This window comes from Kribbella sp. CA-293567, assembly GCF_027627575.1.
GTDB lineage: Bacteria > Actinomycetota > Actinomycetes > Propionibacteriales > Kribbellaceae > Kribbella.
Genome location: NZ_CP114065.1, coordinates 4296471 through 4312325, shown reverse-complemented (window position 1 = coordinate 4312325; position 15855 = coordinate 4296471). Strand labels below are relative to the sequence as shown.

The following is a 15855-nucleotide window of genomic DNA, read 5'->3' as shown; positions in this document are numbered from 1 at the left end:
GCGAGGGGACGTCACTCCGCGGCTCCCCGGCGGCGACGGCTCTGGCCGTTGCTGCTGTCGCTGGTTCTCGTAGCCGGTGCGGTCGCCGGTGGTCTCGCCCTGCACCGGTCCAGCGCCGACGACGTCAACCGCGCCGGCGTCACGCCCTCCCAGCCGATCGGCTCGCCGGAGGTCGACGAGACCGCCCGGACCGCGGGCGTGAACAAGTTCCTGGTACGCCGCTCGCAAGCGGTCGGCCAGAACGATCTCACCCAGTTCCTGCGCGACGTCGACCCCACCGACGAGCTGCTGGTCGCCCGGCAGAAGCAGCTGTTCACGAACCTGCGGCAGTTCGGTTTCCAGAGCCTGCGCTACGACCAGCTCAGCGAGCAGTTCGACCAGCGGCTGGTCGACAAGTACGGTCCCTCGACCTATCTGGTCGGCGTGGCGATGACGTATCAGATCAAGGGAATCGACCCGCAGCCCGTGCGGACCATGCTCGGCTACACGTTCAGCCAGAAGGCCGACGGCGGCTGGCTGCTGCGGTCCGACTCGGACATGGACCGTCTGCTGCCGCGGGGCTCACATCAGGAGGCGTGGGATCTCGGCGAGATCCTGGTGAAGCGGGCGCCGCGGGTGCTGGTGGTGGTCGAGCGCGACCAGAACAAGCTGGCCAACGGTCTGGTCGCCAAGGCGCTCAGCGCGGTCCAGGCGGTGAGCAAGAGCTGGCCCGGCGGCTGGACCGGCTCCGGCGTGGTGATCGCGCTGGACGACAAGATCGTCCGCGGCGCGGACTACACCGTCCCGAAGAACGCCGAGGACGCGCTCGCGATGGCCACCTGGGTCTACCGGACACTGCCCGGTGAGAAGGCGGCGCTGGGGGAGCGAGCCGACTCGTACGTCGTCGTCAACCCGCGCAACCGCGCCAAGGTGGACGCCCGCACGCTGGCGCACGAGTTCACCCACGTGGCGACCGCGCCGTACGGGGCCTTCGCGCCGCGCTGGCTGGTCGAGGGCGCGGCGGCGTACGTGGAGTTCCTGCCGATGGAGGGGGAGAAGGACCTCGCGCTCGACAAGTACCGCAACGAGGTCCGGGCGAAGTACCTGGCGAAGGTCAGGTCACTGCCCGCGGACGGCGTGTTCTTCAAGAACTCGATCGTCTCCTACCCGATGTCCTGGCTCGCGGTCGACCACCTCTTCACCAAGTACGGCGGGGTCGAGGTCGGCACCCTCTACCAGGAGATGGCCGCCCTCGGCACCACCCAGGCCGAGCGCAACCGGATCATGCTCGAACACCTCGGCATCACCGAAGCCGGCCTCTTCGTCGAGCTCCGAAGAGCAGCAGTCACCCCCTGACCGGCCACCGGGCAGATCGGGGCAGCTTCCGCACCCGGCGTGTCGGTGGTGGAATCGGCAGGACCGAGTAGGGTGGCCGGGCTGTAGCAGACGGGCGGACCGGAGGAATCGACCCGACGTGAGTTCGACACCACCTAGCACCGCTCCGTCCGGTGCTCAGGCCCCGCCCCACGGGCCCCGCCGCTGGCTGGGCCTGCTGCTCGCCGTGGCCGTGGTCTCTGCCGGTGTGGTCTACGCGGTGGACGACCGCGAACGGGATGCCCGGGCCAGGCCCAGCGCGCCCTTCACCAAGCCGCCGGCGACCAAGCCGAGCCAGACCAGCGGGCCGCAGTCGAAGACGGCCGCCGCGATCGCTGCCCGCCGGCTGGCCGTCGACACCATCCTGCTCCGGCGTGCCCAGGCAGTCCGGACCGTCAACGAGAAACTGTTCCTGCAGGACCTCGATCCCGCGAACGTGAAGTTGCGGCAGGCCCAGAAGGTGCTGTTCGCGAACCTGGTCGAGATCGGCCTGGACGAGATCGGCTACAGCCGGGCCGAGGAGCGGTTCGACCAGGCCGCGGTCCGCGAGCACGGCCCCACGACGTACCTCGTCCGCGTCCTGATGCGCTACCAGATCCATCAGGTCGATCTCACCCCGGTGACCACCGAGCTCGGCTACACCTTCGTGCAGCGCGGGGGCCGCTGGATCATGGCCGACGACAACGATCTCGACCAGGACCTCGGGCCCGGCGCGCACCAGGAACCCTGGGACCTCGGCCGCTTCGAGGTGCACCGTGCTGCCCGGGTGCTGGTGCTGGTCGACAAGGGCGACACCCAGCGCGGCCGGTCGATCGTCACCGAGGCGAAAGAGGCGCTCGCCGAGGTGGCCGCCTACTGGCCGCGCAAGTGGCGAGGCACCGTGCTGATCGCGGCGCTGGACGACACCGACATCCGGGACGCGCGGTTCGCCGACGAGGACATCGAGTCCGCGGCCAGCGCCGGCTCGACCTTCTCCTCGCTGCCCGGTCAGGACACCGCCGACGGTACGGTCGCCGGTGCCTACATCGTGATCAACCCCAACCAGCGCGACGAGGTCGACGAGATCCTGCTGTCGCACGAGATCACCCATGTCGCGACCGCCGACCTCGGCGGCTACGAGCCACTGTGGCTGGCCGAAGGCGCCGCGGAGTACGTCTCCTGGCGGGGCATCGAGGCGATCAGCGGACCCAACGAGGTCGGCAAGTGGGAGCAGGAGGTCATCGACGACGCGCTGCCGCTGCTGACCGCGCTGCCTTCGGACGCGGGCTTCTACCAGAGCACCGCCGACGTGTACGGCGTGAGCTGGCTGGCGGTCCGCTTCCTGGTGAAGCGGCTGGGCCTGGCGGATGTCGAGGAGCTGTACGAGGATCTGGCCAGGCACGGAACCGATCAGGCGTCGAGGGACCGGATCCTGCTGACCCGCACCGGGTTCACCGAGGCGACTCTGTGGATCTACCTGAAGGAGTACGAGCCTCAACGCTGAGTGGCGGTTTGACCTCGCGGCGTCAGATTGGCAGGCTCGGGGGGTTCCGTCCGAGTGCAAGGAGGCCTGATGAGTCTGTTGCGAAAGAAGACGATCGAGCAGTCGATCGCGGACACCGACGAGCCGGAGTACCAGCTCAAGAAACGCCTCACCGCCCTCGACCTGACCGTCTTCGGTATCGGCGTGATCATCGGCGCCGGCATCTTCACGCTGACCGGCCGGGCCGCCCAGGCCTACGCGGGGCCGGGCATCGCGCTCTCCTTCGTGTTCGCGGCGATCTGCTGCGGGCTGGCCGCCTTGTGCTACGCGGAGTTCTCCTCGACCGTGCCGGTCTCCGGTTCGGCGTACACGTTCTCGTACTTCTCGCTCGGCGAGGTCTTCGCCTGGATCATCGGCTGGGACCTGTTGCTGGAGTTGATGCTCGGGGCAAGCGTCGTGGCCCAGGGCTGGTCCACCTACGCCGCGCTGTTCCTCGAGCAGATCGGGCTGAGCTGGCCGGAGTCGATCGGGCCGGACAGCAGTGTGAACGTGCTCGCGATGCTGCTGGTGCTCGTGCTGGCCGTCCTGGCGACGATCGGCATCAAGGAGTCGCTGCGGGTCAACCTCGCGCTGGTCGCGGTCAAGCTCTTCGTGGTGCTGTTCGTGATCATCGCCGGGCTGTTCTACATCAAGGCCTCCAACCTGAGCCCGTTCATCCCGCCGGGCGTTCCGGCCGCGGACGGTGACGCGACGATCCACACGCCACTGATCCAGTGGATCACCGGAGCGCCCTCGACGTTCGGCGTGATGGGCCTGATCTCGGGCGCCTCACTGGTGTTCTTCGCGTTCATCGGATTCGACGTGGTCGCGACGACCGCGGAGGAGGCGAAGAACCCGCAGCGCGACCTGCCCCGCGGCATCATCGGGTCGCTGGCGATCTGCACGGTGCTCTACGTCGCGGTCTGCATCGTCATCACCGGCATGGTCAAGTACACCGACATCAGTGGTGAGGCGGCCCTGGCCGAGGCGTTCCGCTCGGTCGGCAAACCGGGTTTCGCGACCTTGATCTCGGCCGGTGCGGTGGCCGGTCTGACCACCGTGGTGCTGACCCTGATGATCGGTGCCGCGCGGGTGGTCTTCGCGATGAGCCGCGACCACCTGGTGCCGGCCAAGCTCGGCAGGACGCACCCCAAGTTCGGTACGCCGTACCGGCTGACGATCGGCATCGGCGTGGTCGTCGCGCTGGTGGCCGGCCTGACGCCGATCGGCAAGCTGGAGGAGATGGTGAACATCGGCACCCTGGCCGCGTTCACCCTGGTCTCGATCGCGGTGCCGTTGCTGCGCAAGCGCCGGCCCGACATCAAGCGCTCCTTCAAGGTTCCCGGCAACCCGGTGGTGCCGTTGCTGGCGGCGCTGATCTGCATCTACCTGATGCTGAACCTGTCGCTGGAGACCTGGATCCGGTTCATCATCTGGATGGCGCTCGGCTTCGTCATCTACGCCGTCTACGGCTACCGCAGGAGCCGGGTCGGCCACACGGAACGCACGGGCGAGAGCACCAAGGCCTAGCGCCACCCGCCGGTTTCGGGCCGCGCTTTCGGGGAATCTTCCCGGGGGCGCGGCCTTTCGGCGTCCGAGGGGTAATATCCGTGCGGCCGACCTGGGGGTGAGGAGAAGGTTTGCATGGTGATGCAGCGGGGGCGTCTCTGGGCCGGCGCGGCCGCGCTCGTCCTGGCGAGCGCAACCGGCGTCATCGTGGTGACCCGGCCGGACAACGGCGCCGCTCCCGGCGGTACGGCGTCCGCGGCTGAGGGCTCCGGCCGAAGCAACGCCACCTCGGTGAAGGCCCGCAGGACCGCCATCGACAAGATTCTCGCCCAGCGCGCGACCGCCGTCGTCGAAGGCGATCTGAACGCCTTCCTCGCCTCGGTCGACCCGCAGCAGCCGAAACTGGTGGCCGAGCAGCGCGTCCTGTTCGGCAACCTGCGGCAGTTCCGCTTCACCACCCTGCGGTACTCCGCCGCCGACGAGCGGCCCGCGCCGGCGATGGTGACGAAGTACGGCAGGAGCGCGTACTCCACCCGCGTGATGATGCGCTACCAGCTCACCGGCCTGGATCCGAGGCCCGTGCAGACCGATCTCGGCTACACCTTCGCGGTGCGGCGCAGCCGCTGGATCCTGGTGGCCGACGACGCGATCGACGAGACCCTGAGCGAGGACGGCCACCGCCAGCCGTGGGACTTCCGGCCGATCACCGTGATCCGCCGCGGCAAGGTGGTCGTGGTGGTCGACAAGACCGAGTCGGCGCTGGGCCGGAAGATCGGGGGCGTGTCGCAGTCCGCGGTCGCCGCCGTCCGGCGGCACTGGCCACGACCGTGGAACGGCGCGGTGATGGTGGTCGCGATGTCCGAACCGCGGGTGATGTCGATGCTGTGGACCACCGGGACGGGGGCCGGCTGGACCATCGCGGCCAAGGCCGTCACCCTGTACGACGGTGACCCGCGGAGCGGCAGGACGGTCGCTCCCGTGGGCAGCCGGATCGTCATCAACCCGGCCGTCCGCAAGAACCTCGACGAGGATCTGCTGGTGCACGAGATGACCCATGTCGCGACCGTGCCGATCGGGGTGCGGACGCCGACCTGGCTGGTCGAGGGGGTCGCGGAGTACGTGCGGTGCCGGTCGATCGAGGACGATCCGCAGTGGACGGTCGACCCGTACCGCAGCACGGTGAAGAAGAAGTACCTGCCGTCGCTGAAGGTGCTGCCGGGGGAGGCGCAGTTCGCGGCGAACGGTGACCGGTCGTACGGGCAGGCCTGGTGGGCGACGGAGTACCTGGTGTCGACCGAGGGCGTGAAGGGGATGGCGTCGCTCTACACCGATCTGGCGCTGCACGGCACCAGTCCAGCGGCGTCCGCGGCGATCATCAAGAAGCACACCGGGAGGACCCCGGCGGAACTGGTGGCCGCTGTCAGGACGTTCCGGGGCTAGGGCGTGGCAGTGCCTGCCGGACGTTGCGGAGAAAAGCTTGCTGGGGGACCGGAGCGGGCTTCCGGCGCCGCTCCGGCCCCCAGCAGTCCGAAGTACTACGCGATGCTCGCGACGCCCTTGGGCAGGAACCGCTTGCCGTTGACCTTCTCCGCGATCCCGCTACGGTCCAGGTACGGCGTGATGCCGCCGAGGTGGAAGGGCCAGCCGGCGCCGAGCAGCAGGCACAGGTCGATGTCCTGCGCCTCCGCGACCACGCCCTCGTCGAGCATGATCCGGATCTCCTCGGCCAGCGCGGTCAGCACCCGGGTGCGCAGCTCCTCGGCGCCGGACGGCTGGTCGCCGACGGTGACCAGAGCCTCGACCTCGGGGTCGACCGACGGCTTGCCCTCGGCGCTCCAGCTGTAGAAGGAACTCTTGCCAGCGGCAACGACCTTGGCGAGGTTCGCCGAGACGGCGAACCGGTCGGGGTACGCCCGGTTCATCGTCTCGGCGACGTGCAGCGCGACCGGGAGCCCGACCAGCTGCAGCAGCACGAACGGCGGCATCGGCAGGCCGAGCGCCGAGAGGGCCTTGTCCGCCTCGGGAATCGGCGTGCCCTCGTCGACCGCCGCGCTGACCTCGCCCAGGAAGCGGGTGAGCAGCCGGTTCACCACGAAGGCCGGCGCGTCCTTGACCAGCACGCACGACTTCTTCAGCTTCTTGCCGACCGCGAAAGCCGTCGCCAGCGCGCCGTCGTCGGTCTGGTCGGCGCGGATGATCTCCAGCAGCGGCAGCACCGCGACCGGGTTGAAGAAGTGGAACCCGACGACTCGCTCCGGGTGCTCCAGGTCCGCCGCCATCTCGGTGATCGACAGCGAGCTGGTGTTGGTGGCCAGGATCGCGTCCGGCCGGATGATCTTCTCCAGGTCGGCGAAGATCGTCTTCTTCAGCTGCAGTTCCTCGAAGACGGCCTCGATCACGAAGTCGGCGTCGGCGAAGACCGAGCGGTCCACCGAGCCGGTGACGAGCGCCTTCAGCTGGTTCGCCTTGTCCGGGCGGATCCGGCCCTTGCCGAGCAGCTTGTCGATCTCGCCGTGCACGGAGCCGACGCCGCGGTCGACCCGCTCCTGGTCGAGATCCGTGAGCACCACGGGCACCTCGAGCCGGCGCGCGAACAGCAGCGCGAGCTGACCGGCCATCAGACCGGCGCCCACGACGCCGACCTTGTTGACCGCGCGGGCCAGCGACTTGTCCGGCGCTCCGGCCGGCCGCTTGGCGCGCTTGTTGACCAGGTCGAAGGCGTAGAGGCCGCTGCGCAGCTCCTCGCTCATGATCAGGTCGGCGAGTGCCTCGTCCTCGGCGGCGAAACCGCGATCGCGGTCGTTGTCCTTGGCGGCCGCGATCAGCTCGAGAGCCCGGTACGGCGCCGGGGCTGCGCCGCTCACCTTGAGGTCGGCGAACGCCTTGCCGCGGGCAACCGCCGCGTCCCAGGCCTCGCCGCGGTCGATCTCCGGCCGGTTGACGGTGATCTCACCGGTCAGCACCTTGCTCGCCCAGATCAGCGACTGCTCCAGGAAGTCGGCCGAGTCCAGCAGCACGTCACCGATGCCGAGCTTGACCGCCTCGGGACCGCTGAGCATCTTGTTCTGGTTGAGCGCGTTCTCGACGACCACCTTGACGGCCTTGTCGGCGCCGATCAGGTTCGGCAGCAGGAAGTTGCCGCCCCAGCCCGGCAGCAGGCCGAGGAAGACCTCCGGGGTGGAGAGCATCCCCGCCGCGACCGACACCGTCCGGTACTGCGCGTGCAACGCGACCTCGAGGCCGCCACCCAGCGCGACGCCGTTGACGAACGCGAACGACGGCTTGCCGCCGTCGGCCAGCTTGCGCATCACGCCGTGGCCGATCTTGCCCAGGTTGAGCGCCTGCTCCCGCCCGGCCAGCTTCGGTACGCCGCTCAGGTCGGCGCCGGCGGCCAGGATGAACGGCTTGCCGGTGACACCGATCGCGACGACGTCCTCACGGGCCAGCGCCGCGTCGATCGCCTTGTTCAGCTCGGCCAGACCCTTGGGGCCGAAGGTGTTCGGCTTGGTGTGGTCCTGGCCGTTGTCGAGGGTGATCAGCGCGAGTACGCCGGCCTTGTTCGGCAGTACGACGTCGCGGCTCGGGGCCAGCGTGACGAGCTCGTCGTTCTCGATCGCGAGCGCGTCGTCGATCAGCTGCTGCAGCTGGCTCATGCCTTGTTCCCCTCGAAGTTCGGGTTCTCCCAGATGACCGTTCCACCCATGCCGAGGCCGACGCACATGGTGGTCAGGCCGTAGCGCACCTCGGGCCGCAGCTCGAACTGCTTGGCCAGCTGGGTCATCAGCCGGATGCCGGACGAGGCCAGCGGGTGGCCGTAGGCGATCGCGCCGCCGTACGGGTTGACGCGGGGGTCGTCGTCGGCGATGCCGTAGTGCTCCAGGAAGGCGAGCACCTGGACGGCGAACGCCTCGTTGACCTCGAAGGCCTGGATGTCGTCGATGGTCAGGCCGGCCAGCTTCAGGGCCTTCTCGGTGGCCGGCACCGGTCCGAAGCCCATCACCTCGGGCTCGACCCCGACGAAGCCGTAGGAGACCAGCTTCATCTTCGGCGTCAGACCGAGCTCCTCAGCGGCCTCGGCCGAGGTGAGCAGGGCCGCGGTGGCGCCGTCGTTGATCCCGGCCGCGTTGCCCGCCGTGACCCGGCCGTGCGGCCGGAACGGGGTCTTCAGCTTGGCCAGGTCCTCCAGCGTGGTGCCCGGCCGCATCGGCTCGTCGGCGGTCGCCAGACCCCAGCCGTGCTCGGCCGAGCGGATCGCGATCGGCACCAGGTCCGGCTGGATCAGGTTGTTCGCGTACGCCTTGGCGGCGCGCTCCTGGGAGGCGACCGCGTAGGCGTCGGTGCGCGCCTTGGTGATCGAGGGGAACCGGTCGTGCAGGTTCTCGGCGGTGGAGCCCATCACCAGCGCGCTGGTGTCGACCAGCTTCTCGGAGATGATCCGCGGGTTCGGGTCGACGCCCTCGCCCATCGGGTGCCGGCCCATGTGCTCGACGCCGCCGGCGATCACCACGTCCTGCGCGCCGAAGGCGATCCCGGACGCGAGGGTGGTCACCGCCGTCAGAGCCCCCGCGCACATCCGGTCGACGGAGTAGCCCGGCGTGGTGTTCGGCAGACCGGCCAGCAGAGCGGCGGTCCGGCCGATGGTCAGGCCCTGGTCACCGATCTGGGTGGTGGCCGCGATCGCGACCTCTTCCACCTTCTCCGGCGGCAGCGACGGGTTGCGCCGGAGAATTTCCCGGATGCACTTGATCACCAGGTCGTCGGCGCGCGTCTCGGCGTACAGGCCGGTGGCCTTGCCGTTTCCGAACGGGGTGCGAACGCCGTCGACGAACACGACATCGCGGATCTCACGGGGCACGAGGCCCTCCTCTGTGCTTCAGGAGTGGGAGCAGGAACGATGCTACCGGTCGGTAACACATCCGCCCAACCCGCCACGCTTGTGCCACTGCTCACAGCCGACTGCCACGACCAGTGGCATCGGGCGGCGATCCGGCGCATTCTGGAACCAGGAGCGTCTCTGGAGCCGCAATGAAAAACTTCGAGCTTGCTGTCCCGGTCCTGTCGCGGGGCAAACACCGCAATCCCCGGAAGGGCGCCTGCTTCATGGAGTTCGCGTCTTATCTGGCGGGGGAGCCGTGGTCGGATCACCCGGCCTGCACCCATCCGTTGCTGGCCGGAGTGGCCCGCGACGTCAACGACTGCACGACGGACGCCGGCCGGGCTCGGCTGGCGCCACTCATCCCCTCGGTGATCGGCCTGACCCCGGACGACCCGCACGTCGTACCGCGGGTGACGGCGGTTTGTATCGAGCATGCGCTGCCAGTGGTGTCGCAGGAGCGGCAGTACATCCTGGCCGTGGCTCTGCTGGTCGGCGAGCGAGAGTTGGCGGCACTGGACGGCCGTCCCCTCGACAGCCTTCGTCCTGAAGCCCAGGAGGCGCTGGACGCAGTACCGGCGGCTGCCAAGTGGGCGCGGACCTTCACTGCCCGGCCACACCGCGGTACGCCGGACTTCGCACACCGTACGGCGCCGCGGGCCGTCTCGTGTGCCGTGGAGGGAATCTCACAGGCCTGCGTGTCCGATCCGGACGAGCGGCTCTACGACTTGCTCAACGCGGCGATCGCGGAGTGCAAGGCGTGGATCCCCGCTGCCGCGCCGGAGCCCGTGTCCCGGCGGGAGTCGCTGGGGGCGCAGTAGGCTCCAAGAGTGATCTTGGAGATTGATACCGGTTCGGGGCTGATGCCCACGCATGTCTGGGAACCTGTCGGGGGCTCCGGGCTGGGGCTGCTGTTGCTGCAGGAGATCTTCGGGGTCTCCGACTACATCCAGCAGCGCGGCCTTGAGCTGGCGAGCCTGGGATACCACGTCGTCGCGCCGGAGATCTACTGGCGGCTGGACGACGCGGAGCTGAACGAGTCGGCGCCCGACCTGCTCGACCAGGCGATGGGGCTGCTGCAGCGGCTCGACTGGCCCACCGCCGTCTCCGATTCGATCGCCGCGCTGGACTACCTGCGCAGCAGGGAACTGGGAGTCGGGATCGTCGGGTTCTGCTTCGGCGGCGGTCTGGGCTTCAACGTGGCCGCCGAGTCGTCGGCCGACGTACTGGTGAGCTACTACGGCTCCGCGCTGCCCGAGCTGCTGAACCTCGCCCCGAAGGTCGACGCGGTCAGCTTGCACCACTTCGGGGACGCCGACGACTACCTGCCGGGCGAGGTCGTCGACCGGATCGTGGCGGCCGTCGACGGACCTGAGAACGAGATCTATCGCTATCCCGGAGCCGGGCACGCCTTCGACAATCCGATGCCCGCCTTCCACCATGCCGAGTCGTCAGCACTCGCCTGGAGCCGTACCGAGACGTTCCTTGCCCACCACCTTCCGATCGCTTGAGGACCTTCATGAGCCTGTACGACATCCCGCTGCGGACCCTGACCGGCGCGGAGACCTCCCTGGCCGACTACAAGGGCAAGGCGGTGCTGGTGGTCAACGTCGCCTCCAAGTGCGGCTCGACTCCGCAGTACGCGGGTCTGGAGGATCTGCAGAAGCGCTACCAGGACCGTGGCTTCACCGTGGTCGGCGCGCCCTGCAACCAGTTCGGTGATCAGGAGCCCGGCACCTCCGAGGAGATCGCGACCTTCTGCTCGATGACGTACGGCGTGACGTTCCCGATGCTGGACAAGCTGGATGTCAACGGCGACAGCCGGCACGCGCTGTTCACCGAGCTCACTGCGGCCTCCGATGCCGAGGGCAATGCCGGCGACGTCCAGTGGAACTTCGAGAAGTTCCTGATCAGCCCCGACGGAACGGTGGCCGGCCGCTTCCGTACCCGGACGCTGCCTGAGTCGGACGAGGTCGTCGCCGCGATCGAGGCTCAGCTTCCGGCCTGACGCCGACCGGCCACTGGCGGGTTTCGTACCGGTAGCGCGCTACCGGTACGGAAGCCTGCTACTCGGCGGTGAGCTCGTCCGTGTCTTCGAGCGGGACGGCAGCTGCCGCCTCCGTGGCGATGGCATCGGTGAGGATCTCGGCGGTCAGGCCGATCTGCCACTCGCGGGCGTTGTGCTCGCGCAGGAACGTCGTGACCGCGGCCAGGTCCGAGGCGGCCGGGGGAGTCCAGGCGAGCCGGCGGATGGTGTCCGGAGAGAGCAGGTTCTCGGTCGGCAGACGGTGGGCCTCGGCGATCTCGCTGACCGCCGAGCGCGCGGCCGACAGGCGGGCAGCCGCGTCGGGATCGCGATCCGCCCAGGCGCGGGCCGGCGGCGGGCCGTCGTACCGGGGGCCTTGTTTCGGCAGTTCGCTGTCGGGCAGGCGGCGAGCGTGCTCGATCGCCTCCCACCAGGTGCGCATGTGACGGTGCGCGCCGCGGCCCTTGAAGGCCGTCAGCCGCTGCAACGTGTCACGGTCGACCGGCATCGCCGCGGCCGCCTCGACGATGGCCGCGTCCGGGAGGATGCGGCCGGGGGAGATATCGGCGGACGCCGCGATCTGGTCGCGGGCCTCCCACAACGCCCGGACCACGGCGAGACTGCGCCGGTTGCGGACCCGGTGCATGCCCGACGTACGCCGCCACGGGTCCGGCTTCGGCTCGCGGGGAGGCGCGTTGAGGATCGCGGTGAACTCCTGCTGGGCCCATTCCCACTTGCCCTCGCGGCGCAGCTCGGCCTCGATCGCGTCGCGTAGTTCGATCAGCATCTCGACGTCGAGCGCGGCGTAGATCAGCCACGGACCCGGCAACGGACGGGTCGACCAGTCGGCGGCCGAGTGCTCCTTGCGCATCTTGAAGCCGAGCACCTCGCTGACCAGCGAGGCCAGGCCGACCTTCGGGTAGCCGAGCAGCCGGCCGGCCAGTTCGGTGTCGAAGACCGTGCGCGGCACCATCCCGACCTCGGCCAGGCAGGCCAGGTCCTGGTTGGCGGCGTGGATGATCCACTCGGCGTCGATGATCGCGTCGCCGAGCGAGGACAGGTCACCGAACGGGATCGGGTCGACCAGCGCCGAGCCGGATCCCTCGCGGCGGAGCTGGACCAGGTACGCGCGGTGTGAGTAGCGGTAGCCGGACGCCCGTTCGGCATCGACGGCGACCGGGCCGGTGCCGGACCGGAAGGCCTCGACCACCTCGGCCAGCGCCGGGTCGGTGTCGATGACTTCCGACAGCCCGTCCCGCAGTTCGAGCAGAGGCAGGTCTTCGGCCGGATCTTCCGGGACGGGCGGCTGCTGCTGGGTCTCGGCCGGGCTCATCTGCCCCGCTGACCACGCCGGGTCGGCATCGCGACCACCCCCGGCGGAACCGGCGGCAACCCCGCCGCAGTACAGAGCACCTCGCCCCAGGCCTCGGCGTGGTGACTCACATCGGCCATCCCGTCCGGGCCCGGGACCGGGCTCCAGGACGCGCGGATCTCGATCTCCGCCGTTGCCTCGTCGTCGGCCATCCCGCCGAAACTCTCCGACACCACTCTGGTGACGGTACCGCTCGGCGCGATGAACTCGGCGCCGCGGTCGGCCAGCGCCTCCATCAGCCAGGTCCAGCCCACGCCACCGAGCAGCGCGTCCGTGACCATCTCCGGTTCGACGGCGGCACGGACGTACGCGACACAACGGAAGGTCGACTGCCAGGCGTCGTTCCCCGCCGGGTCGTAGAGGACGACCAGCCGGCCGGTGGCGATATCGTCGCCATCGACCGTCACATCGGCACTGACCGCCGCCGCGTGCGGTGCTATCCGCTGCGGGGCGGGCATCTCCTCGACGAACACCTCGGGCCGGAACCGGGCCTCACGCAACTGCGTCAGGGCCTCGGCGAACTCCGCGGGTGGCGCGTCGACCTGCTTGCGGGCACCCATGCTTCGCAGCCTACGACTGATTACTCACCGACGCCGGTGACGACGCGCCGGTGACAGGTCGCGGGCATGGGATCATCGGTGCTGTGCCCGTGACCCAACCCTCGCCTTCGACCGCCACCGATACTCACTCGCAGCCTTCGCCGGCTGCCGCGCAGTCCGCCTTCCTGCGGGCCGCCCGTGGTGAGCCGGTCCCGCACACGCCTGTCTGGTTCATGCGCCAGGCGGGTCGCTCGCTGCCGGAGTACCGGGCGATCCGCGAAGGCACCACGATGCTCGAGTCCTGTATGCGGCCCGACCTCGTCGTGGAGATAACGCTGCAGCCGGTACGCCGTTACGGCGTCGACGCGGCGATCTTCTTCTCCGACATCGTCCTGCCGCTCAAGGCGGTGGGCGTGGATCTGGAGATCCAGCCCGGCGTCGGCCCGGTCGTCGCGTCCCCGGTGAAGTCGACGGCGGACCTCGAAGCGGTCCGCCCGGTGACGCCGGCCGATGTCTCCTACATCACCGAGTCGGTGCAGGAACTGGTCAAGCGGCTCGGCGGGACCCCGTTGATCGGGTTCGCGGGGGCGCCGTTCACCGTCGCGTCGTACCTGGTCGAGGGCGGGCCGAGCAAGGACCACGCGAAGACCAAGGCGCTGATGCACGGCGACCCGAAGCTGTGGCACGCCCTCGCCGACCGGCTGGCCGACGTGGCGATCGCCTACCTGTCGGTGCAGATCGAGGCGGGTGCCTCGGCGATCCAGCTGTTCGACTCGTGGGCCGGTGGGCTGTCGGCGCGCGACTACGCGGAGTTCGTGCAGCCGCACTCGGCGAAGGTGTTCGACGCGCTCGCGCAGTACGGCGTACCGCGGCTGCACTTCGGCGTGAACACCGGTGAACTGCTCGGCCTGATGAGCGAGGCCGGCGCGGATGTCGTCGGGGTCGACTGGCGGGTGCCGCTGGACGAGGCGGTCCGCCGGATCACCGCGGCGAGCGGTGCGCCGAAGCCGGTCCAGGGCAACCTCGATCCGGCCCTGCTGGTGGCCGGCTGGGACGCCATCGAGCCTCAGCTCGACCGCATTCTGGCGGAGGGCAAGGCGGCCCCCGGGCACATCTTCAACCTCGGCCACGGCGTCCCGCCGACCACCGACCCCGACGTACTGGACAGGATCGTGAAGGCGGTTCAGCAGAAGTCCAAGCGGGCCTGAGAGCGCCTCACCTACGGCCGGCCTGCGACGGTCTGATCTCATGGGGCTGTGGAGCGTAAGTCTGTAGTAGTCGTAGGTGGCGGGATCAGTGGACTGGCCGCGGCGCACGCGCTGGCGAGCGGCCCCAATCCGCCGAGGATCACCGTGCTGGAATCGTCGCCACGGCTGGGCGGCAAGCTGGCGGGCGCGGAGCTGGAAGGCATCCCGGTCGACCTCGGGGCCGAGTCCGTGCTGGCTCGCCGGCCAGAGGCCGTGGAGTTGATCCGCTCGGTCGGACTGGGTGACGACGTCGTGCACCCGGCGACCCTGCAGGCCGGGCTGTGGATCGGTGATCGGATCCGGTCGATTCCGCCGACGGTGATGGGGGTGCCGGCGGAGGCTGCCGCGACGATCGACGTACTGGGGGAGGACGGCGCCGCCGCGGTGGCGCGCGAGCCTGAGCTGAAGGCGCCCGAGCTGACCGAGGATGTGGCGATCGGACGGTTCGTCGCTGAGCGGATGGGCACCGCCGTGTCGGACAAGCTCGTCGACCCGTTGCTCGGTGGGGTCTATGCCGGTCGGGCGGAGGAGATCTCGCTCGCGGCCGCAGTACCGGATCTCTATGCCAAGCTGCGGACCGCGCCCAGCTTGCTGGCGGCAACAACTGAGCTGCGTGAAGCAAGCCAGCGCCGCAACGCGTCCGGCGACCCGGTGTTCGCCGGGATCAAGGGTGGGATCAACCGGCTCATCACTGCACTGGAAGCCGACCTGTTGGGTCGCGGGGTGCAGATCCACCGCAGTGCGACCGTACGGCGCATCCGGCGTACTGCGGGCGGCTATGAATTGGAGACGGGCCCAGTGCCGGCCCCGACGCTGCTGCAAGCGGACGCTGTCATCGTGGCGGCGCCTGCCTCGCCGGCGGGCCGCATGCTGGCCGAAGTGGTGCCGCAGGCGGCCACAGAGCTGTCTGCCATTCAGTACGCGAGTATGGCGATCGTCACGCTCGCAGTACGCAAGGAGGACTGGCCCACGACAGCCACCGGCTCAGGCTTCCTGGTGCCGTCAGTGGAAGGCCGCACGATCAAGGCCTCCACCTACTCGCACGCCAAGTGGCAGTGGTCCGCTGACGCCGGGGGAGACCTCGCAGTACTCCGCTGCTCTGTTGGCCGGCTCGGTGAGGAGTACGTGCTCCAACGCTCCGACGAGGAACTCACAGCTCTCGCCGCGGCCGACCTACGCACTGCGATAGGCCTCGAAACCTCGGTAGTCGCCTCACTGGTCACCAGATGGGGCGGAGGACTCCCGCAGTACGCCGTCGGCCACCTGGACCGCATCGCCCGCGTGGAGGCAGCAGTAGCCGACCACCCCGGCCTAGCCGTCTGCGGCGCGGCCTACCGAGGCGTCGGCATCGCCGCCTGCGTTGCTAGTGCTGTGAAGGCAGCAGGCCAGGTCCAGGCTCACTTGCAGGCATCGAAGTCTGCAGACTCGTGATCAG

General features: G+C 69.5%; 13 protein-coding genes. 9 read left to right on the top strand and 4 right to left on the bottom strand.

What is annotated here, in order from left to right:
- Nucleotides 1–48 precede the first annotated feature (48 nt).
- The 4 genes from OX958_RS19795 (at nt 49) to OX958_RS19780 (ending at nt 5803) form a co-directional block, all read left to right on the top strand.
- Nucleotides 49–1335 (top strand): hypothetical protein, encoded by a 1287-nt coding sequence (locus OX958_RS19795; RefSeq protein ID WP_270130405.1) that lies wholly within the window; start codon nt 49–51, stop codon nt 1333–1335.
- A 118-nt stretch (nt 1336–1453) separates the two neighbouring features.
- Nucleotides 1454–2836, top strand: a complete 1383-nt coding sequence (locus tag OX958_RS19790; protein ID WP_270130404.1) for a hypothetical protein — start codon at nt 1454–1456, stop codon at nt 2834–2836.
- Between the two features lie 69 nt (nt 2837–2905).
- Complete coding sequence (locus OX958_RS19785; protein WP_270130403.1) at nt 2906–4384, top strand: amino acid permease; 1479 nt, start codon at nt 2906–2908, stop codon at nt 4382–4384.
- A 114-nt stretch (nt 4385–4498) separates the two neighbouring features.
- Nucleotides 4499–5803, top strand: coding sequence for a hypothetical protein (locus OX958_RS19780; RefSeq protein ID WP_270130401.1), 1305 nt, complete (start codon nt 4499–4501; stop codon nt 5801–5803).
- A 95-nt stretch (nt 5804–5898) separates the two neighbouring features.
- On the opposite strand, the gene OX958_RS19775 is transcribed toward OX958_RS19780, so the two are convergent.
- Nucleotides 5899–8016 (bottom strand): 3-hydroxyacyl-CoA dehydrogenase NAD-binding domain-containing protein, encoded by a 2118-nt coding sequence (locus tag OX958_RS19775; RefSeq protein ID WP_270130400.1) that lies wholly within the window; start codon nt 8014–8016, stop codon nt 5899–5901.
- The gene (locus tag OX958_RS19770; RefSeq protein ID WP_270130399.1) at nt 8013–9218 is read right to left on the bottom strand and encodes a thiolase family protein; all 1206 of its coding nucleotides are present in this window, start codon (nt 9216–9218) and stop codon (nt 8013–8015) included. The genes OX958_RS19775 and OX958_RS19770 overlap by 4 nt, the downstream gene beginning before the upstream one ends.
- 170 nt (nt 9219–9388) lie before the next feature.
- Between OX958_RS19770 and OX958_RS19765 the strand changes: the two genes are divergently transcribed.
- The 3 genes from OX958_RS19765 to OX958_RS19755 are packed head-to-tail and all read left to right on the top strand — an operon-like array spanning nt 9389 to nt 11244.
- Nucleotides 9389–10057: a hypothetical protein gene (locus OX958_RS19765; protein WP_270130397.1), complete on the top strand. Its 669-nt coding sequence runs from the start codon at nt 9389–9391 to the stop codon at nt 10055–10057.
- A gap of 9 nt (nt 10058–10066) precedes the next feature.
- Nucleotides 10067–10747: a dienelactone hydrolase family protein gene (locus OX958_RS19760; protein WP_270130396.1), complete on the top strand. Its 681-nt coding sequence runs from the start codon at nt 10067–10069 to the stop codon at nt 10745–10747.
- An 8-nt stretch (nt 10748–10755) separates the two neighbouring features.
- Complete coding sequence (locus OX958_RS19755) at nt 10756–11244, top strand: glutathione peroxidase (protein WP_270130394.1); 489 nt, start codon at nt 10756–10758, stop codon at nt 11242–11244.
- A 58-nt stretch (nt 11245–11302) separates the two neighbouring features.
- Here OX958_RS19755 and OX958_RS19750 read toward each other — a convergent pair whose 3' ends face one another.
- Nucleotides 11303–12595: a ribonuclease D gene (locus OX958_RS19750; RefSeq protein WP_270130393.1), complete on the bottom strand. Its 1293-nt coding sequence runs from the start codon at nt 12593–12595 to the stop codon at nt 11303–11305.
- Nucleotides 12592–13194 (bottom strand): DUF3000 domain-containing protein, encoded by a 603-nt coding sequence (locus tag OX958_RS19745; protein WP_270130391.1) that lies wholly within the window; start codon nt 13192–13194, stop codon nt 12592–12594. Before OX958_RS19745 ends, OX958_RS19750 begins: the two co-directional genes overlap by 4 nt.
- Before the next feature lie 83 nt (nt 13195–13277).
- On the opposite strand from OX958_RS19745, the gene hemE reads away from it, so the two are divergent.
- Entirely contained in the window at nt 13278–14381 is a 1104-nt protein-coding gene (gene hemE, locus OX958_RS19740; RefSeq protein WP_442913207.1) for a uroporphyrinogen decarboxylase, read from the top strand.
- 48 nt (nt 14382–14429) lie between these two features.
- Nucleotides 14430–15851: a protoporphyrinogen oxidase gene (gene hemG, locus OX958_RS19735; protein ID WP_270130390.1), complete on the top strand. Its 1422-nt coding sequence runs from the start codon at nt 14430–14432 to the stop codon at nt 15849–15851.
- The last annotated feature ends 4 nt before the right edge of the window (nt 15852–15855 follow it).